Below are 24,775 nucleotides of genomic sequence, written 5' to 3'. Positions count from 1 at the left end.
AGATAAACTCTGCTCCCATGCCGTCTCTATTCATCGATACCGAACGTTTACGCGATCTTACCAGCGGTCTGGGTCAGGTGTGCCTGCATCTGGGCCGCGAGCTGATTCGCCAGCGCCCGGAGGGCTGGACCGTAACGTTTCTGGTGCCAAAAGGGCAGGAGGGCGTATTCGGCGATGACGTAAGCTACGTTGAAGCGTCGTGGTGGCGGAAGATCTGGCTCGGTGGCCGATACGATGTCTGGCATTGCCTGCATCAGGACTCCATCTATCTGCCCCTGTCGCCTACCAAACTGATCCTGACAATCCACGATCTGAACTTCCTTGACCGGCCGGATTATCCATCCGTTAAAAAAGCCCGGAAGCTGAGCCTGTTGCAGCGCAGAATCAGCCGGATCTCAGTCCTGACGGCTATTTCGGAGTTTACGGCGTCGGTGGTACGGGAGCATTTACACGTAGCGGAAAGCCTGCCGCTACAGGTTATTTACAACGGCAACTCACTGGCAGCGCTTACCATCCCGGTTCAGGAAACGGCTTCGGCGATCCAGACCGACCGACCGTTTTTTCTGTCTGTAGGCGTCATCCATCCCAAGAAAAACGTTCACGTTTTGCTGCCGTTTCTGGAAGCGTTTCCGGATTATCAACTCATTCTGGCCGGTCCCGATGGTCATCCCTACGCCCAGCACGTTCTGGAACAGGCTCAGAAAATTGGTGTAGCCGACCGGCTGCTGATGCCCGGAGCCGTAGACGAACCCACAAAAATCTGGCTTTATGCCCACTGCGAAGCATTTCTGTTTCCGTCGCTCTCCGAAGGGTTCGGATTGCCGGTGGTGGAAGCGATGTCGTTTGGAAAGCCCGTGTTCTGCTCCAATCTGACCAGTTTGCCGGAGATTGGCGGTCGGGAAGCGGTGTATTTTACGTCGTTTGAGCCGGATGAGATGGTCGAGACGTTCCGGCAAGGCATGATGGATTACCACGACGACCCGCTCAAAGCCGACCGACTACGCTGGCAGGCCAACCGCTTTAGCTGGGAAAAGGCCGCAAAGGCGTATTGGGCGTTGTATCAGGAGGTATTGAAATAGTAGGAATTAGTATCGGGCTATTGCCTGGTGACTGAATTTAATTCCTGCTGCCCCCATTTTGTCTCTGAGAGATGACTACGAATGAGCTTATCAATGGCATGAAGTTGATCGATGGTGAGCATGGCCTGGTTAAGCTACAATCCGTTTTCGCGATGAGAGACTTTAGTTTATCGAGAAGGAGTAAGCTCATATAGCGAATCATACATCTTTCTGTGCGAATACAGTAAAACAGCGGCTAACATAACACAAGTTGCTAATGAACCTTCATATATATAGGCGGGCAAGTGAGGAGCCAAATAGATCAGGCACCCAGCGAAGAGGTACAGGAGTAACAAGGCCGGTAAGAATCGGCTAAGAATGTAACTTATTTCTGTAGGTACGTTGTGGACGCCATGTTTCAGAATACTGCCAAAGAAAGAAAACAAAGGCAATCCCAAAATCATGCCTATTAAGGTGCCAATGCCTACACTTCCCCAAAAAGTATCTATCAGGGTTTGAAGAGAAAATGAATGAGGTTTTGGTGCTTCAAGGGTTGTCCAAAACGCAAGTACAAACAAACTGATTGGTCCGATACTAAGCGGCCAGCGAAATGACTCCCGAATGAAACCAAGCCATCGTTGGTCGTAATGTCGGAATGTGATACGATTGTACTGACGTTCCATTTTTTGCAGTTCGTTACACCCCCCAAAGCCGGCCGTTATAGTTGCCAGCGCGGTGCCAAAGGCCAGACCAGTAGACAAGAGTTCGTCAAGGCTAGCGGAGTAATGATCAGTCAGTTCGAGAATAAGCTCTTCATTAGTGAGCAAATTGTCATAACGTAAATGATAATCAATGGCTTGTAGTTGCGCTTGGGTCAGGTTCATGTTAAAGAGCGGGTTTGAATCCTACATTTAGAATCGTTTGCAGATTCTGCAAAAAGGCGGTCAGTTCGGAAACCCGGCTGACTGCTTCCCTATGACCGTCTTTGGTCAGCGAGTAATACTTGCGGGCGCGGCCGTCAACGACCTGAATCTCCGTCGTCAGCAGCCCCTCTGCTTCAAGTTTATGCAGGGCAGGGTACAGGGCACCTTCCGTAATCGCCATTTCGCCCGCCGTCAGCTCTTTCACTTTTTGGGTGATTTCATAGCCGTACATCTTCTCGCGTTCTTCGAGCAGGCGCAGAATAACCACCGACAGGCTACCCTTCAACAGTTGGGAATTAGTACCGTTGTTCATGAATTAAAGGTAAACTATGAATTTTATATACCTACGAGTCTTAGGTATAATTTATCGTACGGCCGCGTTGATTTCTTTGCGACCTTTGCAGAAGCCTTCGCGCCTTTGCGGTGAAGTCACCATTGAATGAAAACGTACTTTCGCTTATTATCATACGCCAAACCGTTGGGGCGGTTCATTGTCGGATTCCTGCCAACCTCGCTGCTGGCCAGTTTGTTCGCGGTGCTGAACCTGACGCTCCTGATTCCGCTCCTCAACGTACTGTTCGATCAGATCAGTCCGCAGGAACGGCAGTCGTTATTGAGTAAACCAGCCCCAGATTTCTCGCTCAATCCGAGCGAACTGGCCGATCTGTTTCGCTATTATTTCGTGCAGTATTTCCAGGAATACGGTCGAACCGGTGCGTTGCAGTTTGTCTGCGTCGTGATTATTCTGTCCGTGTTGCTGAGTAATATTTTCAAATACCTGTCGGTGCGGCAACTGGAAACGTTCAAAGCCCGGATGGTGGCACAACTGCGGGAGGCCGTGTTCGGGCGGGCGGTCCGGCTGCACCTCGGCTTTTTCTCCAACGAGCGCAAAGGCAACCTCATTTCCCGCATCATGACCGACGTGCAGGAAGTCGAAAACTCGATTGCCAATACGTTGTCGGCGGCCATGAAGGAGATTTTTCTGCTGATCGGCTACCTCTACGCACTTTTTAACATCTCGGTTTCGCTCACGCTGTTTGCTTTCATTGTCATTCCGGTGTCCGGCATTTTCATCGCTACGCTGGTCAAGCGTATGAAACGCGACGCTCAGGAAGGGCAGCACCGGCTTGCCGGACTCATCAGTCTGCTGGACGAGACCTTCGGCGGTATGCGCGTTGTAAAGGGATTCAATGCCGAGCCCTACGTGATGGGTAAGTTTCGGGAAGAGAACCAGGCGTATCGACGGGCTATCCGGTCGCTGGCCAATCGGCGGGAGCTGGCGTCGCCGTTCTCGGAGTTTATGGGCGTAACGGTGGTGGCGGGAATTCTGTTGTATGGCGGTTCGCTGGTATTGTCGAACCAGTCGGACCTGTCGCCGTCGCAGTTTATCGCCTACATCGCCATTTTTTCGCAGGTGATGCGGCCGGCTAAGGATATTTCCAATGCGTTCAGCAGTGCCCAGCGCGGTTTGGCCTCCGGTGAGCGGGTGCTGGAATTGATCGACACCGAATCGACCATTCAGGACAAACCTGGCGCTAGCGAACTCACGGCTTTCCGCGACCGGATCAGCGTGCAGAACGTATCGTTTGCGTATCAGGCCGACGTACCGGTGCTGCGAAACATCAATTTTGATCTGCCGAGGGGAAAAACGGTCGCGCTGGTCGGTTCATCGGGTGGGGGCAAATCGACCATCGCTGATCTGATTCCGCGCTTTTACGACCCCACCGCCGGTCAGATTCTGATCGACGGCGTTGATCTGCGCGACTGCACCACGGAGTCGTTGCGGGCGCAGATGGGCATCGTAACGCAGGAAAGCATTCTGTTCAACGATACCATTTTCAATAACATCGCTTTCGGCAGTTCGGCTACCGAAGCCCAGGTAATGGAGGCCGCCCGGATTGCCAACGCTCATGATTTCATCGTGGCACAACCCGATGGCTATCAAACCGTCATCGGCGACCGGGGCAGTAAGCTGTCGGGTGGGCAGCGGCAACGGATCAGCATCGCCCGTGCTATTCTGAAAAATCCGCCCATTCTGATCCTCGACGAAGCTACGTCGGCACTTGATACGGAGTCGGAAAAGCTGGTGCAGGAAGCTCTCACGCGCCTGATGGCCAACCGGACTACGCTGGTGATCGCCCACCGGCTCAGTACCATTCAGCATGCTGACGAGATTCTGGTGGTGCACCAGGGACGTATCATCGAACGCGGTCGTCACGACGAGCTGGTGTCGCTCGACGAGGGTTTCTATCGGAAGCTGAGCACCATGCAAAGCGTGTAATCAGATCGACGTTCGTTAAACCGTCTGGTTGTAGGTTAACCGCCTTACTACCACTTGCTCTACCATCCGGCGACAACAAACCGCTCAATTGCCGGGCTTCGCCTTAAGGGTTTTATTCCGTATGACTGCTTCGTAGTTCGGGAAGGCTTTGGGGGTAGTTGCGGTTCTTGCCCACTAGATACAAATCCGTTCAGCCAGGTCCAGCAGGCCTGGCTGAACGGATTTTTGCGTTGGGCGCTCCTACGTGTAAATCCCTTTAATACCAGGCTGTTAATTACGAATAAAAAGGATAAAGATTTAACAATACATAGGTGTAATAGACTTTTATAAATTTTTTGTGCCAAAAGGCGCGCAGGTGAGCCATAACCTCATGTTTCGGTCAAAAGACATAAAATAATACATATCAACAAATCTACGTAGCCAATCCGTGCGTACTTATGGTACTTCTCCGATGAACGGGGAAGCGGCAAACCAAACTTTTTGTACTCAATGGAAAATCAGTCTAATGGCCACACTGACGTTCGTCAGATGCTGACCGGCAAAGAGTCCGCAGCACTTGGCCGCCGGATGTTCATGCGCTACCTCGGGGTAACCGCGGCAGCAGGTGTGGCGTTAAGTGCCTGCCAAAACGAAATCGTTGACCCTACCGCAGCGGCCCGGAGCGCTCGTGAAGGATTCAGAACCATCGACTTTGGGGACGTTGGTAACAACGATGTAACGGTATTGAACTACGCGTATGCGCTGGAGCAGCTGGAAGCCGCCTTCTATACGCAGGTGATTGCAACGCCGTACTCAGGTATGACGGATATGGAACGGAGAATTCTGACCGACATCCGCGATCACGAAATTATTCACCGTGATCTGTTCAAAGCGGCTATCGGCTCGGCGGCTATCCCGGGTCTGACGCCTGACTTCAGCAGCATCAACTTCAGCAACCGTGCTGCGGTACTGGGTGCTGCCCGCCTGTTCGAGAACATCGGCGTATCGGCTTATAACGGGGCCGGTCAGTTTATCATGAGTGCCGATTATTTGACACTGGCCGGTAAGATCGTGTCGGTTGAAGCGCGTCACGCATCGATCATCAGCACGTTGATTGATCCGCAGAGTCGTTCATTTGCCGGTGACGACGTAATCTTCCCGAGCACTGGTCTGGAAGAAATTCGGGTTCCAGTCGAAGTACTGGCTCTGGTAACACCGTACATCAAAGAAACTCTCAACGGCATGAACGTGCGTCGTCGCGCATAACCCCCAAATCGCCATGAATCTCCAAAACATACTGAACGAAATTGAAAAGGTCGATGCCGATGTATACGAGCGTCTGGACCATGTAACGCGTCGCCACGTATTCCAGGGCTGGATGAAGAAAGCCTTCCTGGGTACGGCTCCCCTGGCCTTCTCGGCCGTTCTGAACAAGGCCTACGCTCAAAATAACGTAGTGGCCGAGGTGTTGAACTTTGCCCTGACGCTGGAGTATCTGGAAGCCGAATTCTATAACCGCAGTCTGGCAGCCGGTATCATTCCGGCCATGGCCCGCCCGTATTATGAGCAGATCGCCAAGCACGAAAACGCACACGTTGACTTGCTGAAGGGTGCCCTGGGCTCAGCCGCCGTGATGAAGCCGAACTTCGACTTCACCGCTAAAGGCACGTTTGGCGACGTATTCACAAACGTTCAGACAAACTACACCGTAGCGCAGGCGTTTGAAGACACAGGCGTACGGGCTTACAAGGGACAGGCGGCCCGGTTGCTGGTATCTCCTGAGGTGCTGACGATTGCTCTGCAGATTCACTCGGTAGAGGCTCGTCACGCAGCGCGGATTCGCTATCTGCGGGGTGAGAAAGGCTGGATTACACTGGCCAACGGTGCGCCCCAGGGTGTTTACGCCGGCGACGAAGCCTTAAGCCAGGCAGGTATCGATCTCGTTCAGCTCACGGGCCTGTCGGCAACGGCTGTGTCAGAAGCGTTCGACGAACCGCTGACTCGCGAAGCGGTACTGGCCATCGTTACGCCGTTCTTTGCGTAATCGATCAGATGATAAAATGCCGAGCGCCGGGGCCATCCCCGGCGCTTTCTGTTTGTCAGAGGGGCGTGGCCGTTATGCTTCGTAAGCGAAGCGTGGAGCCTTTCTCAAATTGTTCCTGTCCGGGCGTTGGATCAAGGCTGATCTGTTTGATAACGCCCTCCCAGCCGGGAACACCGTTCAGGTTGATTTCGTACGTTCGGTACTGTCCGTCGCCAATAATCGGGAAGTCGATAAACCGGCCACTGATGGCGTAAAAATCTACTTCGTCGGGTTTGCGCCAGCTGAACCGGGCAGTTGTAGACTTAGTCTGAAAAGCGGCCTGGATGTAAATTTTTGGAACCTCGGTTGCCTGCCAGAATACCAGCGGACTGCTGACCCTGAAGTTTACTTTCGAGGTATCGACCCGGCTCCAGCGGACGTTAAGTTCGTTGCGAATCGGCCAGCCGGTATCCGTTGCGTTGCTGTAGTACCAGCCCTGCCGGTCGTTCACAAACCGGTAGTTGGGCACCCGGGCCGGGCGGGGCTGGCTGTAGACGTACTGCCGGACATCGGTTATGGAGCCCAGGATCAGCGTGTAGTCAAATTCATACTGACCGTTGTGATCGATCAGCAAAAAATCTTCCGCGTTGACGTAACCGCTCGAAAAATCGTACTCGCCAGACGTACGGGAGTTTCCCATAAACGACGACCGGTAGCGGTATTCGTTGGGCCGGTATAAACCCACTCCGCGGCCCTGCTCGTTGAACAATCCAATCCAGTTCTCGGTCGAATACCGGTTGGTAACGCCCGCTTCCGTAAACTCCGTAACGGGAGCGTTTGTGAAGGGTTGCAGGCCAGTGTAGCCAATCATCCGGTAGTACGGCCCATTCAGATAAACACAAGGCGACTCCTGCGTTCGGGCTTCATACTGGGTGGTATCGGGGCGGCTCACGGCAAATCGGCAACGGACGTGAACCCGGTTGTCTTTCAGTTCGATCCAGTGCTCCATCACACACTCGGCCGGTTCGTTGAACAATGGCCAGATCAGAGGCACGGTTTTTACGTACAAGTTGGTTTCTCCCTGCTGGTAGCTGACAACGCGGGCCGGGTTGTTGTAGTAATCGCCGGTTTGAACGGGATTCCAGCCGAGTGTTCGCCACTGTGGTACGGGCTGTTTACCGTTGATGACGTACGGAATAGGACCAGCATACAACGAGGTTTGGATCTGCCGACCCAGATCCACGTTGTTAACCATGTTGACACTGCTGTTGGCTTCGGACAGGTACGTAATGGCACCGCCGGCGTTAAGATCAATTCCCAGCCGGACCTGGCCGTTCGATATAAACAGTCGCCTTTGCGGGGTCGGCTGCTGCTGCGGAGGTAATCCGCCGGATCCGGGGTTGGTTGGGGGACGTTGAGGGGCCACGTAGTCTTCCGGCCCGATCACCTGAACGCAGGAAAGTACAAGGCCGGTAAGTAACAGACAAAGGCAATAAAGATACGGTCGGTGCATAGCGGGAGGAATTTATAGTAAAAATAAGACCATCATCCTGTTTTTGTTCGATTTACCTTTTCAATTTCCTTCGCCATACGCTAATTTTGCGTGATTTTTGACCAGACAGAAACGGATCGGTCCGACGAATCGGGGGCTGATTGTCACCAATCCGCTTTCACTCGGGCAGTCGGGTCGGTTTCGGCGAGGTCAATGACCGTATCGTCATTGATTGTCATGATGTAAGCATTGCAAAAGGTTGTACCTATTGACAACCCATCCGTAATGCCTGCTGAGTGACTATTCTTCAACCACCAATGCCCAAAAATCCCAACATCCGCTCGGTTCTTATTATTGGCTCTGGCCCTATCATCATCGGTCAGGCGTGTGAATTTGACTACGCTGGCTCACAGGCGGCCCGCTCTCTCCGTGAAGAAGGTATCGAAGTTGCGCTAATCAACTCTAACCCGGCGACGATCATGACCGATCCGATCAACGCCGATCACGTGTATCTGAAGCCGCTCGAAAAAAAGTCTATCGTCGAAATCCTGAAGAAGCACCAGGAAATGGGGCGTCCCATCGACGCGGTGCTGCCCACGATGGGCGGTCAGACGGCGCTGAACCTGGCCATCGACTGCGACAAGGCCGGTATCTGGGAAAAGTACAGCGTCAAGATTATCGGCGTTGACATAAAGGCGATCGAAACCACCGAAGACCGTGAGAAATTCCGGTTGCTGATGCTCGAACTGGGCGCCGGCGTCTGCAAAGGTCGCACGGCCCGGTCGTTCCTCGAAGGCAAGGAGATTGCGCAGGAAATTGGATTTCCGCTCGTTATCCGGCCGTCGTTTACACTCGGTGGTACCGGTGGCGGCTTTGTCAACACGCCCGAAGAGTTCGACAAGGCACTGACCCACGGGCTACACGCATCGCCGGTACATGAGGTACTGGTCGAGCAGAGCGTAATGGGCTGGAAGGAGTATGAACTGGAACTGCTGCGCGACAACAACGGCAATTTCATTATCATCTGTTCCATCGAGAACTTCGACCCGATGGGTGTGCATACCGGCGACAGCATCACGGTGGCTCCGGCCATGACCCTGCCCGACACGCTCTACCAGCAGATGCGCGATCTGGCGATCCGGGTAATGGACGGCATCGGGAAGTTTGCGGGTGGATGTAACATCCAGTTTTCAGTAAATCCGCAAACGGACGAAATCATTGTTATTGAAGTAAATCCCCGCGTGAGCCGGTCGTCGGCGCTGGCATCCAAGGCAACCGGTTACCCGATTGCCAAGATTGCCGCCAAAATGTCCATCGGGTATAACCTCGACGAGCTGATTAACCCGATTACGGGCACAACGTCGGCGTTCTTCGAGCCGGCCATCGACTACGTGATCGTAAAAGTACCGCGCTGGAACTTCGACAAGTTTCCGGGAGCCGACCGGTCGCTGGGTTTGCAGATGAAATCGGTAGGTGAGGCCATGGGTATCGGCCGAAACTTCCAGGAAGCGCTGCAGAAAGCCTGTCAATCGCTCGAAATCCGGCGGAACGGCCTCGGTGCCGATGGTCGTGAGCTGACCGACCAGGAAGAACTGAAGAAATCGCTGGAGCATCCGAGCTGGAACCGGCTGTTCCACATCTACGACGCGTTCAAAGCGGGGATGTCGTTCCGGACTATTCAGAAATTAACCAGGATCGATCCGTGGTTCCTGCACCAGATTGAAGAACTGATCGAACTGGAGCGCGAAATTCAGCAGTATGATCTGGAGGATCTGCCCCCCGAACTGCTCCGCACTGCCAAGCAGAAAGGCTACGCTGACCGGCAGTTGGCGCATTTGCTGAGCGTAAAAGAAAGTAAGGTGTATCAATACCGGCAGCAGCACAACATCCGGCGGGTGTTCAAATGCGTGGATACGTGCGCGGCCGAATTTGAGGCTAAAACGCCGTACTATTATTCGACCTTCAACAACCAGGTGCCGATCACGCAGGATCGTCCGGAGCCGGTATCAGACCTGCCCGGCAACGAATCCATTCGGAGCAATCGGAAGAAGATTGTCGTGCTAGGCTCCGGACCAAACCGTATTGGACAGGGTATTGAGTTCGATTATTCCTGCGTACATGGCGTACTAGCCGCCAAAGAAGCGGGTTACGAAACCATCATGATCAACTGCAACCCGGAAACGGTGTCGACCGACCCGGACATTGCGGATAAGCTGTATTTCGAGCCGGTATTCTGGGAGCACGTTCACGCGATCATCATGCACGAACAGCCCGAGGGCGTAATTGTGCAGCTGGGTGGGCAAACGGCCCTGAAAATGGCCGAAAAGCTGACCCGATACGGGATCAAGATCATTGGTACAAGCTGGGAAGCGCTCGACCTGGCCGAAGACCGGGGCCATTTCTCCGAGATGCTGCGCAAGCTTGACATCCCGTATCCGAAGTTCGGCACAGTACGCGAGTCGGAAGCTGCCCTGGAACTGTCGCGGGAGCTGGGCTTCCCCCTGCTGGTGCGGCCGAGCTACGTGCTGGGTGGCCAGAGCATGAAGATCGTCATCAACGAAACGGAGCTGGAGCAGCACGTGATGAAAATCCTGAACGACATTCCGGATAACAACATCCTGCTCGACCACTTCCTCGAAAACGCCATCGAGGCCGAAGCCGACGCCATCTGCGACGGCGAGGACGTGTACATCATCGGCATCATGGAGCACATCGAGCCGGCGGGCATTCACTCCGGCGACTCCTACGCCGTGCTGCCGCCGTTCGATCTGAGCGAGAACGTGATTCGTCAGATTGAGGAGTACACCAGGAAGATTGCCGTAGCGCTGCGGACCGTTGGGCTGATCAACATCCAGTTTGCGATCAAAGATGAAAAGGTCTACGTTATCGAAGCCAACCCGCGGGCATCGCGAACGGTACCGTTCATCTGCAAAGCCTACCAGGAGCCGTATGTCAACTACGCCACCAAGGTGATGCTGGGCGATAAGAAAGTGAAAGATTTTGACTTCAAACCGGTCAAGAAAGGCTACGCGATCAAGATCCCAGTGTTCTCGTTCAACAAATTCCCGAATGTGAACAAGGAGCTTGGACCAGAGATGAAGTCGACGGGCGAAGGCATCTATTTTATCGACGACCTGACGGATGATTTCTTCCAGAATGTCTACTCCGAGCGGAATCTCTACCTGAGCCGGTAGGCCGAAGCAGAGTTATGTATGGTTGTGCCACGGCTTAAAGGCTGTGGCACAACTCTTTTATTGCGATTTGCGTTTCTAAAACGGATATTTACTCAATCAATTCGACCGTTTATGACTGTACTGACTATAGCACTGGATGATGCGCTGGCTAACAAACTTCAGCAGGAAACGGCGTTAACGAATGCGGATGAAGCGGTTGTCGCTCAGAAAGTACTGACTGATTATCTCCGTCGTCAGCAGATGGAGCGCCTTCGCCAGGAGGTACGTTCTTATACCGAAGCAGCTGGCTTTCAATCCGAGGAAGATATTTTTTGTGAGATTTCTTAAAACTTTCGATCAAGCAAACAACTCCGCCACAGTAAACTGCAACTCAGGCACCACCGGCGCAGCCGATACAACTTCCTGCCCTTTGTAAGCTTTCGATTCATCGGGAGAGGTGTACACGTAAATTTTCTGCAACTTCGGCGCGATGTACCAAACTAATCTAGCCCCGCCATCAAAGTAATCCTGAATCTTTGCGTTGACGTCTTCAAACGTCTCCGAATCCGACAAAATTTCGATTGCAAACAGCGTTTTGACGCGCTCGCCATTCCGGATGGCCTGCCTTTGTTCAGCCGTGAAATAAGTCAGATCGGGTATTCGTTTTCGCACACCATCAACATAAGAGTCGGCTTCGGGCAGTAAGGTGTGCTTCTGAGCAAACTGGGGAGTTTGCATAAACGCTCTGATTAAAAAATCAGCAATGTCGATCTCGTCCTGCTTCATGGATGGTTTAGGAATGATGCGGCCCCGGACAAACTCGTAGCTGCCCTCGGAGACGTACTGACGCTGCCACTGCTCAAATTCATCAACCGTTTGCAGATTAGTTGGGAGCGTCTCCAAAGTTGGTGATGCAGTCATAAGCATTACGTTGGTTTTTAACAAAGATAACCAACTTTCGGCCAAAAGGGTGATTCGTGGCTGGTTGACCCTCTCTTCCTCCTGTCCGAGTTGTGCCACAGCTTCATGAAGCTGTGGCACAACTGTTTTTAGCGTTCTGCGTTACTATATAAAGCATCAATGAACAACGTATGAAACCTGCAATGTCGATTCGGGCCGTCGTGCTGATGATACTGACAGCCCTGGTTGTTGGCTGCCGTGAGGAACCTGAAACGGAATCAGACACAGCGCCGACGTCTACCGATACTCCCACCGTTCGCACCGAGAACGTACTGACCGGCTATGAGATCATCTGGGGCATGGACTTCCTGCCCAACGGGGATTTACTATTTACTGAAAAGCGGGGCCGTATGTTCCGCTTTGCCAACGGTGCCGCCACCGAACTGACGGGTTTGCCTACTGATATCAACGCCCGGGGGCAGGGTGGACTGCTTGATTTGCGTGTGCATCCCAACTACGCCAGCAACGGCTGGGTGTATGCGGCCTATTCGAGTTCACCCGCGGGCACCACGGCCACTCGGCTTAACCTGATCCGGTTCAAGATTAACGGGAATCAGATCGCCGAACTGTCTACTATCTTCCGGACGGCAGCCACCAACACCTGGCAGGGGCATTATGGCGGACGTATTGAATTTGATCGGAACGGGTTGGTGTACCTCAGCGTGGGCGAAGGCGGACCAAGTACCTACGGTGGCGCTACGTCTCCGAACCAGAATTCCCAGAACCTGAGTAACGAGTGGGGAAAGATCCATCGCCTGACCGAGTCGGGTGGGGTTCCGGCCGATAACCCGGTACTGCCCGGTCAGACAGCGCCCACCACAATCTATTCGTACGGACACCGTAATCCGCAGGGGCTGGCCCTCAACCCAGCTACGGGCGATCTGTGGGCGACTGAACACGGGCCGCGTGGTGGCGATGAACTGAATATCATTCAGGCGGGGCGTAATTACGGCTGGCCGCTGGTGTCCAACGGTGTCAACTACGATGGCCGCCCCGTAGCCGATAGTCCAACCCGTGAGGGCATTCAGGCGCCGATCTACACCTGGACTCCGTCGATGGGGCCATCTGGGCTGGCGTTTGTTACGGGCAGTAAGTTTGGCGGCTGGCAGGGCGATCTGCTTGCCGGCGGACTGGCGCTGACTTACCTCAGCCGTCTGGATGTTGACGGAAATCGGGTAGCAGGCGAGCAGCGGCTACTGGACGGACAAGGGCGTGTTCGGAATGTAAAACAAGGCCCCGACGGTAATCTGTACATCTCACTCGAAGGGCCGGGCCGGATCATACGGCTGGTGTCGGAGTAAAGAAAACGTTCATGAAGCGCAGCCGCAGCGGGTTAAACTTTTCGGACCATCTGCGAGTTTGCGCTTCATGAACCTTCAATCGACTACCACCCTCAACAACGGCGTCGAGATGCCTTTGCTTGGCCTCGGCGTGTATGCTCCCCGCCACAACAATGAAGTACAACAGGCCGTCGAATGGGCGCTCGAAGCGGGCTGCCGACTCATCGATACGGCCAGTATCTACGGCAACGAACGCGAAGTAGCCGATGCCATGGCGGCCAGTGGTTTGCCGCGCCAGGAGCTGTTCATCACCACCAAAGTCTGGAACGACGACGAAGGCTACGATACCACGCTCACTGCCTTTGACAAGAGCCTGGAGAAGCTGAAAACGGATTACGTGGATCTGTACCTGATTCATTGGCCGATTCGCGAAAAACGGCTCGACACCTGGCGGGCGCTCGAAACGCTCTACGCCGACAAACGCGTACGGGCCATCGGTGTATCGAACTACTACCAGCCGCACCTCGATGAGTTGTTCACCATCGCCAGCGTAACCCCGGCCGTCAATCAGTTTGAATTTAGCCCATACTGCAATCCGGCCGACGTAGTAGCGTACTGCCGTGAGAAAGGCATCCAGCCTGAGGGGTATGCGCCGTTGGTACGTGGCGAAAAGAGCAACGATCCCCGGCTGGTAACCCTGGCCGAAAAATATGGCAAAAGCACGTATCAGATTCTCGTAAAATGGTCGCTGCAGCAAGGCGTTGTCACAATCCCCAAATCCGTAAAAAAAGAGCGTATTCAGGAGAATTTCGCCGTGTTTGACTTTGCTATCTCCGACGAGGACATGGCCGACATGAACACCTGGCACGACAACACCCGCGTTGCGTGGAATCCGCTGGATTTTTAGGAAGTATTCCAACAACAAAACCGCCACAAACCAAAGGCTTGTGGCGGTCCACTGTTTGTACACTCACTTTATTTAAAACCCTAGTCCAGGAGCTAAACCACGACAATGGCCAGTGCCGCACGTGGAATCCCTTATGAGATTAATGCTGTATGGTATAGGTAAGTACGCTAATAACCAAAGGTTTACTTAGTTAATAAAGCTGATCTTACCGATTAGTAGTCTATCATTTCGCTTATTTATACGAGTAAGTCCGCCGTTTAGATTGCCAGCGGTATAAAAAATTTAAAAAACTTGATCAGATCAATACGCATTGCTTATTCTGGAGCAACTACGTTCCAATTTCCGCAGAATGTATGGTTGACAACTGTATATTCGTATTTTGCATTATAAAAATTCATTTTCATGATTCAGGTCGTAAACCGAGCATTGGATATACTGGAACAAATTGCGGCTGATCCGGAAAAACCTAAATCGTTGAGCGATATAGCTGATCCGCTCGGACTGAATCATGGAACCTGCGCCAACATTCTGAAAACCCTGGTCAACCGAAACTACGTAGAACAGATTGGTACCAAAAAAGGATACATACTGGGCGCAAAGGCATATAGCCTGACGGGGAATGAAGCGTACCGGAAAGACTTGCTGGATGCGGCCCGGGATGAAATGGACTTAGTGACCCGGAAAGTAAACGAGAACTGCCTGCTGGCTACCCTGAAAGGAAATATGCGCCAGGTGGTGTTGCGGACGTATGCTGAGCAGGACCTTCAGGTGAGAACCGCCGACGAGAAACACGTGTACGATTCGGCCTCGGGTCGGCTGTTGGTCGCTATGCTGCCAGATGCTGATCTTGACCGATTTGTCCGTAAATACGGGTTGCCGTCGGCCGAGATCTGGCCCGAAGCAGACACCGACGACAAGTTTCAGACCTGTATCAGCGCAATCCGGTCGCAGGGGTATGCGCTTCAGGTAGTGCCAAAACGGCAAATTATTGGTCTCGCCGTTGCTGTATACAAACACAAGAACGTAGTAGCAAGCCTGAGTATCTACCTGCCTGAGTACCGCTATACAGTAGCCGATAAGACCGGTTTGATTCAACTGCTCCAAAAAGCAGCAAAGCACATCTCCGCCCGGCTGGCATAACGCCTTTCTTTCGCTCCGCATCCGACACGGCAAGGCTGGCCTATGGTCTTTGCCAGGGCATCCATCATTGCTTAAAATATCAATTTAGAAAATAAGCATAAAAAAATTTGACTATACCGATAATCATCTCTATAATTGATTCATTATAAAACTGTTTTTTATAATATAAAATTAAACCCTGCTTCAATGAAATTTACTGTCTACGTAAAACTGCTGATAGGCTTGTGTATGGCCTTAAGCACCGGATCACTCTGGGCTCAGAACCAGACTGTTTCCGGGAAGGTGACAGGGGCCGGCGATGGCATCGCTTTACCAGGTACAACCATTTCGCTTAAAGGAACCACTACCGGCACAACAACCGATGCGAGCGGCATGTACCGTATCAACGTCCCCGCTACGGGTGGAACTCTGGTGTTTTCATCGGTGGGCTATCAAAGCCAGGAGGTAGCCATCAATGGGCAATCGGTCATCGACATCAACCTGGCTGCTGATGAGCGGCAGCTGAACGAAGTCGTCGTGGTTGGCTATGGTACGGTGAAAAAAAGCGACCTGACGGGCTCACTGGCACAGGTGAAAGCCAAGGAGATTAATGCGTTCCCGGCCACGAACGTATTACAGGCCCTATCGGGCCGTGCACCAGGTGTACAGGTAATTCAGAATACCGGAGCGCCGGGGGCCGCCGTCAGCGTACGAATCCGGGGTACCAACTCGGTACAGGGCAGTAACGAGCCGCTGTATGTAATCGATGGCTTCCCAACCTCCGGCAGTAATCCTACCATTATCAACAACAGTGATATTGAAAGTATTGAAATCCTGAAAGATGCTTCGGCAACGGCCATCTACGGCTCCCGCGGGGCTAACGGCGTGGTGCTGATTACTACCCGGCAGGGTAAAGCCGGTAAAATGCAGGTAGATTACGAAGGTACCTACAGCGTTCAGACACTCCGCAAAAAGCTGGATCTGATGAATGCGAAGGAATACGCTACCTTCTACAACATCCAGGCTACCAACGATAAGGTGACTCCGTATTTTACGCAGGCGCAGATTGACTCCTTTGGAGAAGGCTTTGATTGGCAGAACCTGGTTTTTCGGAGGGCTCCCATGCAAACGCATAACCTGACCATCAGTGGGGGAAGCGAAAAGACCCGGTTTTCGGTCGGAGCAAGCATCTTCGATCAGGAGGGCATCATCATCGGCAGCGACTACAAACGGTACTCGCTCCGGGCCAACGTATCGACTGACATCAGCCGGAAATTCAATCTGACCTACGGATCAACGCTGACCAAAATCAAAACCAGCCGGCAGAACAACGGCGGAGGAAACCGGGGGGGCTCACTGATTTCGGCTGCCATCTCAGCTCCACCAACGCTAACCCCGTACAACGACGATGGTACCTACCGGGTGCTGGCCACGGCTTATCCGTTTATTTCCAACGTCATTATCAATCCGCTGAACTACGTAAATGAACAGTTCGATGACATAGATGCCAACCGGGTACTGGCCAATGCCGCCCTGACCTTTAAACCGTTCGACGGGCTGTCCATCAAAATCTCGGGCGGTATTGAAAACAGCGATGATCGTTCTGATTTTTACACAACGCGCCAGTTCATTAACTCGCAGGGAAGCGCAAGCGCGTCGACGAGCCGGGCCACGAGTTTGCTGAGCGAAAATACCGTAAGCTACATTAAAACCCTGGCGCAGAAACACAGCATTTCGGCTGTGCTGGGCTTCACCTATCAGGACTTTCTTAATACGTCGCTGGGTGGGTCTGGCGTTGGCTACCTCAGTGATGTAACAGAAACCTTCAATTTGGGGGCTGCCAACACCCCCGGTATCCCAAGTTCGGGCTATTCGTTTGCTACGTTGCTGTCGTATCTGGGCCGGGTCAACTACAGCTACAACAGTAAATACCTGGCTACGGTCAGCTTCCGGGCCGATGGCTCCTCGCGCTACAGCGAAGGCAATAAGTGGGGGTATTTCCCGTCAGCAGCCCTGGCCTGGCGGGTATCGGAGGAGGATTTCCTGAAGAACTCAACGTATATCAGCGACCTGAAGGTACGGGCCAGCTGGGGCCGTACGGGTAGCCAGGCAATCAACCCGTATGCTACCCTTAACAGCCTTTCGGCCGGTAAGACCGTTTTTGATGATGCGCTTTACAACACCTTCGCGCCGGGTACGCGGCTGCCGGGTAACCTGAAGTGGGAAACCACTGAGCAGGCCGATTTCGGGATTGATGCTGCCTTCTTCAACAACCGCTACCGCCTGACGCTGGACTATTACATTAAAAACACGTACGACCTGCTGAACACCGTGCAGTTACCGGTTGGCTTCGGCTTTACCAGCACGATTCAGAATGTGGGCCAAATTCAGAACAAAGGTCTGGAAGTAGCGCTGGATGCCCGCGTCATCGATAAGGCTTTCAAATGGGACGTGAACGGCAACATCGCCTTCAACCGCAACAAAGTCGTAAAGCTATACGGCGGACAGGATATTCTGGGTGGCACTGTGGGCGTGACCATCATCAGTGATGCGGCCAATCTGCTGCGTGAGGGTGAGCCCATGAGTGTGTTCTACGGCTACCTTGAAAACGGCTACAGTGACCAGGGCAAAGTGGTGTACCAAGACCTGAACGGCGACAAGGTTATCAACCAGCTCGACAAAACGATTATTGGCAATCCGAACCCCAACTTCATTTATGGACTCAACTCCACCATGTCGTTTAAGGGGCTTGAGCTGACCCTGTTCCTCCAGGGAACGCAGGGTAACGATCTGCTCAACGTCAGTTCGATTAACAACACCCTCGATTATGGATTTGGCCTGAACATGCCCCGGGAGGTGTTGTACAATCACTGGTCCCCGTCTAATCCGAACGCCAAATACCCCGTCATTTCCCGCTCTAATTCCTACAACTACTCCAACCGGCTGGTAGAAGACGGTTCGTTCCTGAGGCTGCGCAACATTCAACTGGCGTATAACCTGCCGCTATCCCAATGGGGTGTAACCTGGATGCGTAGCGCGCAGGTGTTTGCCAGCGGACAGAACCTGCTGACGTTTACCAGATACTCGTGGTGGGACCCGGAAACCAACTCACAGGGTGGGGCTAACTCGATTGGGCAGGGTATTGATCACTACAGTTATCCAACCTCTAAAGCCGTTACGTTCGGTGTTCGCGTCGGTTTCTAACCAGTCATTCACGATGAAAAAGATCCTATTCATACTTCCGGTGGTTCTGCTCCTTGCCTGTGAGGATGTGCTGAAAGAAGCCCCCAAAGCCGTGGCAGTAGAAACCTTCTATAACACGGCCGGCGAAGTGGAGTCTGCTGTCAATGCCGCGTACGCGCAGTTACGGGCAACCAACAACATCAGCGGGCAGTTGGGCGCTCAGCTCGAAGCCTATACCGACTATAGTTACGGGCGCGGCAGCTACCAGGTACTCAGCGATTTTCAGGGCCTGAACAGCACAAACATTCCCCGTACGGACGATGGGTGGCGGTTGTTTTATCTGGCCATCCGGAATGCCAATCTGGTGATTCAGAATGCGCCGAAGGGAACAAGCATCAGCCAGGCCGATGTGGCCCGGTTCGTTGCCGAAGCCAAATTTATCCGGGCGTTCAGCTACTTCTGGCTGGTACGGAACTGGGGTGGGGTACCCATCCGAACCGAGGCTACGCTAAACGAGCCAAACGTGAAACGGGCGACCCCGGAGGAAGTGTACACCCTGATTCTGGCCGACCTCAAAGAAGCCGAAACGGTATTGCCGGACAAAGGTGCGCAAGTGGGGAGAGCCACCAAATGGGCGGCCAAATCGGCTTTAGCCGAGGTGTACTTTTACCGCAATCAGTACGCCGAAGCCCGCGATAAAGCCAACGAAATCATTCAGTCGAAGCAGTTCTCGCTGGTGCCCGTAACGGTTGCCAATGATTTTGACAAGGTGTTCGGCCCCACAGTGGTCACTACACCGGAAGAAATCTGGTACCTGAAAATGACCCGCGTCGACGGCCAGGGCCACTATCTGTCTATGTTTGCCCATCATCCGGGAGCGAGGCTGCACGGAGCGGGTGGATTTTTCGCCCATTACACCGATGCGCAGTTGAACCCTGTCTTCAAAAACTGGGATAATGCCGACCTCCGGAAAAGCTACAACTGGTATAAGTGGGATATTGGCTTAGGTAGCAACACCTACCTGAACAAGAAGTTCTCGGACCCGCTGGCACCAACCGGAACCGGCGCCGGCAATGACTTTCCCATTTACCGATACGCCGATATCCTCCTCCTCTACGCGGAAGCGGTCAGCCGGGCGGGCAACGGACCTACCGAAGCCGCAATGGACGCCCTGAATCAGGTACATCGGCGGGCCTACGGCAAAAACCCGGCAGCGCCGTCTGAGGTGGATTTCAAGCTCAGCAACTACAACGCCACTACGTTTGCCAACCTGGTGATTCAGGAGCGCGGCTACGAAACCCAGTACGAAGCCAAACGATGGCTCGACCTCAAACGCTTGGGGACTGCCGAACTGAAAGCACGTATCAAAGCCGCCACCGGCAAAGACGTAGCCGATAAGCACCTGTTCTGGCCCATTCCGGTCGGGGAACTCAACTTCAACCTGGCCCTGGACCCGAATAAAGACCAGAATGTAGGCTATTGATTGAAGAACTTGTAGGTTGAATAAAATCAGGTAGCTGACTCCTGTTAGCTATCTGATTTCTTCGCAAGCCATTCATTTTCATGACACTCAACAGAATCATAAGTCGGCTATTGATATTGACACCATGCTGGCTGCTTCCTCAACTGGTGTCGGGTCAGTCAGTGTCCTACGTCCGGGTTAGTTCGACGTATCCAGCCTATTTTGAAACAACAGATCAGCAAACGTTCATTCCCGTCGGGCTCAACCTGTGCTGGCCGCGTTTCATCGATAACGAGGCAGAGGGATTAGCCAAGATGGAATTTTATTTTAAAGAATTACAGCGAAATGGCGGCAACTACGCCCGTATTTGGCTGAGTGCACCCTTTTGGGAAATCGAGCCGGACAGAGCTGGTGTGTACAGCGGCCAGAAACTAGATCGGCTAGATAAGCTCATGACCCTGGCTCAACGCTATGGTATCCGACTGAAGCTGTGCCTTGAAAATTTTCGGCAGCTCACTGACTCCCCACCGAAGTTTGCGGGATCAGTGCCTTTTGACCGTCCGATCTACCACGTTTCCAGGGGAGGACCATTAACAGATATGAATGAGTACCTGCAAGGTGATGCAGGGAAGCGGCTGTTCCGACAACGGGCGCAGGCACTGGCCAGGCGATTGGCCGCTAATCCTAATGTATTTGGTTGGGAGCTCTGGAACGAGATGGACGCTGTAAAAGCAACAGGTTGGGAAAGCTGGACGAACACTATGCTGGAAGAATGCCAGAGGCTATTTCCCAATCACCTGGTCATGCAGAGCCTTGGTAGCTACGATAGTGAACAAAAACGGGGTATGTACCATCGAATGGCATCCTTGCCGGCCAATGATGTAGCCCAGGTACACCGCTACCTCGATGAAGGGGCCCGCTGGGCTATCTGCCAGGCACCGATGGATCAGTTAGCCAGCCAGGGAGCTATTGATCTGCTGAGCGCTAAAGCACACAAGCCCCTGCTCGTAGCTGAGATTGGGGCAGTAGAGCCTAACCATGCCGGGCCATGGAAACTGTACCCGAAGGATACGGCTGGAGTAGTGCTGCATGATTTACTCTTTGCTCCCTTTTTTGCCGGGGCGGCTGGTCCTGGCCATGCGTGGCATTGGGACTCGTATGTAGAGAAAAATAATCTTTGGTGGCACTTCGGTCGCTTCGCTGAAGCTATCAAAGGGTTTGACCCGGTTGCTCAGCGTACCGTAGCCTTTCAGGAACAATTACCGGATCAGCTTAGCGTATATGGCCTGCGTGGTACCAGACAGATACTGCTTTGGATACGAGACGGCGCTACCACCTGGCAAACGGAAGTGGCTAATTCTCAGCCTGCCCGTACAGTACGAGGTGCCGCCTTACCCCTGACCAGTTCTCCCGTCAAACGGGTACAGTTTTACAATCCGTGGACTAATCAATGGACGAACGGGCAATCGTCAGGCAAAGCCATTATACTCCCGGACTTTACCCGATCAGTAGTCGTTAAACTGGACTTACAATGAACCGAATCCAAGGACTATACTGGTTTATGCTGAGTTGCTGCTATCTACGTTCGCACCGCAGTGTAATATCTACCCAGCACCCCGACGCTCATCGTTCTATTCAGAATAATTGCCAACTATGATTAAGGTAACGCTTAGCTGCATTGTAATCAGTCTACTCCTTGCCTTTACTGCAGATGCAGACCCTTTCACCTATTTTATCACCAGAAAGGGCGACCAGTTGATGGACGGTAATCGGGTTTTCAGATTTGTATCGGTAAACACGCCGACCATTAACGGCCATTACGACGGCTATAAAAACACAAATCCGGCGAGTGGCTATGCGTATGATCCGGTGGAGCTATCCTACGAAATGGAAGCCCATTTTAAGGATATGGTTCAAATGGGCGTTACGGTAATTCGAACTTGGGGAATTACGGTTGCGGATGGTTCAGGGGAATACGAGGCCCTGGTTGCCGGTCCTAATGCCTACAACGAGACCGCGTTCAGGCGCATCGATAAGATGCTGGAACTGTGTAACAAGTACAAGATCAGGGTGATTCTTTGCCTGGTCAAAGACAACAAAATCTTTGGTTCGACGGCTACATTCAGTAAGCTTTACGGCGGTGGCGATTATTACCAGACGCCCGCTGTAAAAGAGGGTTTTAAGGATCTGCTGCGGACGTTTGCGAATCGAAAAAATCAGTTCACGGGGGTAACCTATAAGAACGACAAGTCGATTCTGGCCTGGGAATTTGGCAACGAGGTGCCCAACGATAAAGGGGCCTGGATCGCTGAGATGGCCGAGTACCTGAAACGTATTGACCCCAATCACCTGATTGCTGATCCGCGTCGGGCCAACGGTGTGCAGCAGATGAGGGAAAACGTAAGCGATGTGCTGGCCAATAACGAAAACATAGACATCGTAAAAACCCGGCAGTACCCCAATTACCGCAACAGCGTAACCGAACTCTGGAACGAATGCAAAGGGAAACGCCCCCTGATTATTGATGAATTTCAACGGTTTGACGGATTCAAAGAGGTACTCGAACAGGTGTATAACACGGGCGTAAGCGGGGCATTACTCTGGAGTCTGATGAAACCGCAGTATACCGGTGGCCTTGGTAGTCACGCCCTGTTTCATTCGTATTCGTGGGGCGGTAGTCGATGGCCCGGATTTGATAGTGGCAACTATTTCAAGGAACGGGAAAACCTGATGCTGATCCGGTCTTACGGCTATAAAATCAGAGGGGAGAAGGAACCGCCCCTGCCGGCCCCGACGGATGCGCCGTATCTGTACCCCAGTCTTCGAACCGATGCCGTCGCGTTGACCTGGCGGTGTTCGCCCGGAGCCAGATACTATATCGTAGAACGGGCCACTTCCCCAAAAGGCCCCTGGCAAACCATCAGCGGTGATCTGGACATTAGCTATGACCTGTATTTCTACCCCCTGTTCACCGATGCCAGCGCGGAGCCGGGCAAAGTGTACTACTACCGGGTGAGAGGTAAAAATGAGTCGGGTATATCGCCCGCTTCGAACACCGTGGGTCCGCTGGAACCTGTAACCAGGATGGTGATGGATAACCTGAAGGACTTTTCAATGGCCCATTCCCATTCCGAAAACCTCCGGATCAGCGCCGAAACGTGGCCCCGGCTCCGGCAGACGGAAGAAGACTTTTTTCAGGCTGAAAGGTCCGTCGGAAGCGGTTCCGGCGAACTGGTATACCGGGCGGATGCGCTGAAATGGATTGACGTTGTCTCGTTCAGCGACAAGGTAGATAGTGTCCGGTTACTCTACTCGACTGATGGCTCCGTCTGGAATCCATTGCCTGAGGGGTTAGTGGTCAAACATCATCGTTCCGCCTATCCAAGCCCGATTTCCGGCAACAAAGACAATCCGGTTGATAAGTACACCTACGCTGTACCGGTGCTACCCCATGGAACCGTCGCGGTTAAGGTTGTGACCGGCAATGCGCAGGCAGCGAACACCTATCCATGGCTTGCGCGGGTTCATGTTGGGTTTACCGGATCACTGATAACCACGAAAGGAGTCAACTAGATGACAGGCTTTACCATGAAACAAGCGTTTACGGTTGCATGGCTGGCAGGCTGGTGCTGTTCGGTGTCGGCTCAATCGACCCGCTACGATTCGCTCTGGAATGACCCGGCTGTTGAAACCCGTATTCAGCAGGGTATCGAAACCCATCGGAAAGGTGATTTTACGCTGGTATTGGCGGACAGGCAGGGTAAGCCGCTACGAAACACGACGGTAGAGATTCAGCAGGTTGGGCACGATTTTCAGTTTGGCGCCAACATCTTTATGCTGAATGGCTTCAAGGCGGAAGCCGACAACCGAAAATACGAGGAAACCTTCAGGTCGCTGTTCAATACAGCTTGTATACCCTTTTATTGGAAAACGCTGGAGCCTGAGCAGGGCAAGCTACGATTTGCGGCTAATAGCTCTCCCATCTACCGGCGACCGCCCCCGGACGTAGTGGTTGACTTTTGCCGGGCAAACGTACTGACGCCCAAAGGGCATACACTGGTCTGGGACCACCCCAAACACAGCGTTCCGGACTGGTTACCCACCGATACAACCGAGGTCAAGCGGCTGATCACCAAACGGATTCAGGAAATAGCCGCCCGCTATGGTAATGCGATCAAAACCTGGGATGTTGTCAACGAAGTCTTGAAAGGACACCCGGATATCCCGATGCCCGGCAACTACGCCCTGTTTGCCTTTCAGGAAGCGCAGAAATACTTCCCGGCGGATACGCGCCTGTTCATCAATGAAGTAACCGGAGAATCGTGGCAGAATTATCGGAAGGAATACAGTCCGTATTACCTGCTCATCGAAAGCCTGAAAGCGAAAGGAGCACGAATCGGCGGTATTGGTCTTCAGTTCCACTTCTTTAGTGAGCCGTTGCACGAAGACGTTGCCAATGGCAAAGCCATGACACCCACCGACCTGTTCCGGGCACTGGATCAGTACGGTCGGTTTGGTGTGCCCCTGCATGTATCGGAGATTACTATTCCCACGCTGCCAAATAACCAGATGGGGTTGCAACGGCAGGCCAGAATGGCACGAAACTTCTACCGGCTATGGTTTAGTCACCCGGCGGTTGAAGCCGTCATCTGGTGGAATGTGGCCGATGGCACGGCAGTAGCCGGAGAAGATAAGTGGAACGGCGGACTGGTAAACGGTGATTTTTCACCGAAACCGGCCTACACGGTTCTGAACGTCCTGATTAACCGGGAGTGGAAAACTGCGCTGACATTGACCCCGCAGGATGCCGGACCTCTTCGATTCAGAGGCTTTTACGGAGAATACCTCGTACGGATACGTCAGGGTAAAAAGGTAACGGAACAGCGCATTCACTTCCGGAAAAATCAGCCATCCGAAGTTCGCATAAACCTGTAA

Annotated in this window: 18 protein-coding genes; 14 read left to right on the top strand and 4 right to left on the bottom strand. The window is 53.0% G+C overall.

The genetic code is table 11. From position 1 onward, the window contains the following. The first annotated feature begins 17 nt into the window (after positions 1–17). Positions 18–1,079: a glycosyltransferase family 4 protein gene (locus tag DYU11_RS02885; RefSeq protein WP_119666125.1), complete on the top strand. Its 1,062-nt coding sequence runs from the start codon at positions 18–20 to the stop codon at positions 1,077–1,079. A 167-nt stretch (positions 1,080–1,246) separates the two neighbouring features. Here the strand turns inward: DYU11_RS02885 and DYU11_RS02880 are convergent, their stop codons facing one another. Beyond that, positions 1,247–1,942: a hypothetical protein gene (locus tag DYU11_RS02880; protein WP_119666124.1), complete on the bottom strand. Its 696-nt coding sequence runs from the start codon at positions 1,940–1,942 to the stop codon at positions 1,247–1,249. 1 nt (position 1,943) lies between these two features. Next, positions 1,944–2,294 (bottom strand): PadR family transcriptional regulator, encoded by a 351-nt coding sequence (locus DYU11_RS02875; RefSeq protein ID WP_119666123.1) that lies wholly within the window; start codon positions 2,292–2,294, stop codon positions 1,944–1,946. Between the two features lie 126 nt (positions 2,295–2,420). Here DYU11_RS02875 and DYU11_RS02870 point away from each other — a divergent pair, with 126 nt between their 5' ends. The 3 genes from DYU11_RS02870 (at position 2,421) to DYU11_RS02860 (ending at position 6,285) form a co-directional block, all read left to right on the top strand. Continuing rightward, positions 2,421–4,262 carry an ABC transporter ATP-binding protein gene (locus tag DYU11_RS02870; RefSeq protein ID WP_119666122.1) on the top strand — a complete coding sequence of 614 codons (1,842 nt, stop codon included), beginning with the start codon at positions 2,421–2,423 and terminating at the stop codon, positions 4,260–4,262. 489 nt (positions 4,263–4,751) lie between these two features. After that, entirely contained in the window at positions 4,752–5,507 is a 756-nt protein-coding gene (locus tag DYU11_RS02865) for a ferritin-like domain-containing protein (RefSeq protein WP_119666121.1), read from the top strand. 13 nt (positions 5,508–5,520) lie between these two features. Next, positions 5,521–6,285, top strand: a complete 765-nt coding sequence (locus DYU11_RS02860) for a ferritin-like domain-containing protein (RefSeq protein WP_119666120.1) — start codon at positions 5,521–5,523, stop codon at positions 6,283–6,285. Between the two features lie 55 nt (positions 6,286–6,340). Here DYU11_RS02860 and DYU11_RS02855 read toward each other — a convergent pair whose 3' ends face one another. After that, positions 6,341–7,777 carry a hypothetical protein gene (locus DYU11_RS02855; protein WP_119666119.1) on the bottom strand — a complete coding sequence of 479 codons (1,437 nt, stop codon included), beginning with the start codon at positions 7,775–7,777 and terminating at the stop codon, positions 6,341–6,343. 296 nt (positions 7,778–8,073) lie between these two features. On the opposite strand from DYU11_RS02855, the gene carB reads away from it, so the two are divergent. Next, positions 8,074–10,950 (top strand): carbamoyl-phosphate synthase large subunit, encoded by a 2,877-nt coding sequence (gene carB / locus DYU11_RS02850; protein ID WP_119666118.1) that lies wholly within the window; start codon positions 8,074–8,076, stop codon positions 10,948–10,950. 111 nt (positions 10,951–11,061) lie between these two features. Then, positions 11,062–11,277, top strand: coding sequence for a hypothetical protein (locus DYU11_RS02845; RefSeq protein WP_119666117.1), 216 nt, complete (start codon positions 11,062–11,064; stop codon positions 11,275–11,277). Between the two features lie 9 nt (positions 11,278–11,286). Here DYU11_RS02845 and DYU11_RS02840 read toward each other — a convergent pair whose 3' ends face one another. Beyond that, a complete protein-coding gene (locus DYU11_RS02840; RefSeq protein WP_310589462.1) occupies positions 11,287–11,850 on the bottom strand; it encodes a Uma2 family endonuclease in 564 nt (187 codons plus the stop codon). A 170-nt stretch (positions 11,851–12,020) separates the two neighbouring features. Here DYU11_RS02840 and DYU11_RS02835 point away from each other — a divergent pair, with 170 nt between their 5' ends. The 8 genes from DYU11_RS02835 to DYU11_RS02800 all read left to right on the top strand — a co-directional run bounded on the left by DYU11_RS02835 (position 12,021) and on the right by DYU11_RS02800 (position 24,775). Beyond that, positions 12,021–13,190, top strand: coding sequence for a PQQ-dependent sugar dehydrogenase (locus DYU11_RS02835; RefSeq protein WP_119666115.1), 1,170 nt, complete (start codon positions 12,021–12,023; stop codon positions 13,188–13,190). 67 nt (positions 13,191–13,257) lie between these two features. Continuing rightward, complete coding sequence (locus tag DYU11_RS02830) at positions 13,258–14,076, top strand: aldo/keto reductase (RefSeq protein ID WP_119666114.1); 819 nt, start codon at positions 13,258–13,260, stop codon at positions 14,074–14,076. A 402-nt stretch (positions 14,077–14,478) separates the two neighbouring features. After that, positions 14,479–15,216, top strand: a complete 738-nt coding sequence (locus DYU11_RS02825; protein ID WP_119666113.1) for an IclR family transcriptional regulator — start codon at positions 14,479–14,481, stop codon at positions 15,214–15,216. Between the two features lie 186 nt (positions 15,217–15,402). Continuing rightward, a complete protein-coding gene (locus DYU11_RS02820) occupies positions 15,403–18,399 on the top strand; it encodes a SusC/RagA family TonB-linked outer membrane protein (RefSeq protein WP_119666112.1) in 2,997 nt (998 codons plus the stop codon). 13 nt (positions 18,400–18,412) lie between these two features. Further along, entirely contained in the window at positions 18,413–19,861 is a 1,449-nt protein-coding gene (locus DYU11_RS02815) for a RagB/SusD family nutrient uptake outer membrane protein (protein WP_119666111.1), read from the top strand. 80 nt (positions 19,862–19,941) lie between these two features. After that, entirely contained in the window at positions 19,942–21,375 is a 1,434-nt protein-coding gene (locus tag DYU11_RS02810) for a glycoside hydrolase 5 family protein (RefSeq protein WP_119666110.1), read from the top strand. A 118-nt stretch (positions 21,376–21,493) separates the two neighbouring features. After that, positions 21,494–23,413, top strand: a complete 1,920-nt coding sequence (locus DYU11_RS02805; RefSeq protein ID WP_119666109.1) for a glycoside hydrolase family 2 TIM barrel-domain containing protein — start codon at positions 21,494–21,496, stop codon at positions 23,411–23,413. A 15-nt stretch (positions 23,414–23,428) separates the two neighbouring features. Then, on the top strand, positions 23,429–24,775 hold the full coding sequence (locus tag DYU11_RS02800) for an endo-1,4-beta-xylanase (RefSeq protein ID WP_119666689.1): 1,347 nt from the start codon (positions 23,429–23,431) through the stop codon (positions 24,773–24,775).

This window comes from Fibrisoma montanum (assembly GCF_003583365.1).
Classification (GTDB): Bacteria; Bacteroidota; Bacteroidia; order Cytophagales; family Spirosomataceae; genus Fibrisoma; species Fibrisoma montanum.
This window is presented reverse-complemented; position numbering and strand designations above follow the sequence as displayed.

Coding starts and splice junctions, on each gene's coding strand:
- DYU11_RS02815 (WP_119666111.1), top strand. CDS start 18,413: ATGAAAAAGATCCTATTCATACTTCCGGTGGTTCTGCTCCTTGCCTGT.
- DYU11_RS02855 (WP_119666119.1), bottom strand. CDS start 7,777: ATGCACCGACCGTATCTTTATTGCCTTTGTCTGTTACTTACCGGCCTT.
- DYU11_RS02835 (WP_119666115.1), top strand. CDS start 12,021: ATGAAACCTGCAATGTCGATTCGGGCCGTCGTGCTGATGATACTGACA.
- DYU11_RS02875 (WP_119666123.1), bottom strand. CDS start 2,294: ATGAACAACGGTACTAATTCCCAACTGTTGAAGGGTAGCCTGTCGGTG.
- DYU11_RS02810 (WP_119666110.1), top strand. CDS start 19,942: ATGACACTCAACAGAATCATAAGTCGGCTATTGATATTGACACCATGC.
- DYU11_RS02825 (WP_119666113.1), top strand. CDS start 14,479: ATGATTCAGGTCGTAAACCGAGCATTGGATATACTGGAACAAATTGCG.
- DYU11_RS02820 (WP_119666112.1), top strand. CDS start 15,403: ATGAAATTTACTGTCTACGTAAAACTGCTGATAGGCTTGTGTATGGCC.
- carB (WP_119666118.1), top strand. CDS start 8,074: ATGCCCAAAAATCCCAACATCCGCTCGGTTCTTATTATTGGCTCTGGC.
- DYU11_RS02840 (WP_310589462.1), bottom strand. CDS start 11,850: ATGACTGCATCACCAACTTTGGAGACGCTCCCAACTAATCTGCAAACG.
- DYU11_RS02885 (WP_119666125.1), top strand. CDS start 18: ATGCCGTCTCTATTCATCGATACCGAACGTTTACGCGATCTTACCAGC.
- DYU11_RS02800 (WP_119666689.1), top strand. CDS start 23,429: ATGAAACAAGCGTTTACGGTTGCATGGCTGGCAGGCTGGTGCTGTTCG.
- DYU11_RS02870 (WP_119666122.1), top strand. CDS start 2,421: ATGAAAACGTACTTTCGCTTATTATCATACGCCAAACCGTTGGGGCGG.
- DYU11_RS02865 (WP_119666121.1), top strand. CDS start 4,752: ATGGAAAATCAGTCTAATGGCCACACTGACGTTCGTCAGATGCTGACC.
- DYU11_RS02805 (WP_119666109.1), top strand. CDS start 21,494: ATGATTAAGGTAACGCTTAGCTGCATTGTAATCAGTCTACTCCTTGCC.
- DYU11_RS02845 (WP_119666117.1), top strand. CDS start 11,062: ATGACTGTACTGACTATAGCACTGGATGATGCGCTGGCTAACAAACTT.
- DYU11_RS02880 (WP_119666124.1), bottom strand. CDS start 1,942: ATGAACCTGACCCAAGCGCAACTACAAGCCATTGATTATCATTTACGT.
- DYU11_RS02860 (WP_119666120.1), top strand. CDS start 5,521: ATGAATCTCCAAAACATACTGAACGAAATTGAAAAGGTCGATGCCGAT.
- DYU11_RS02830 (WP_119666114.1), top strand. CDS start 13,258: ATGAACCTTCAATCGACTACCACCCTCAACAACGGCGTCGAGATGCCT.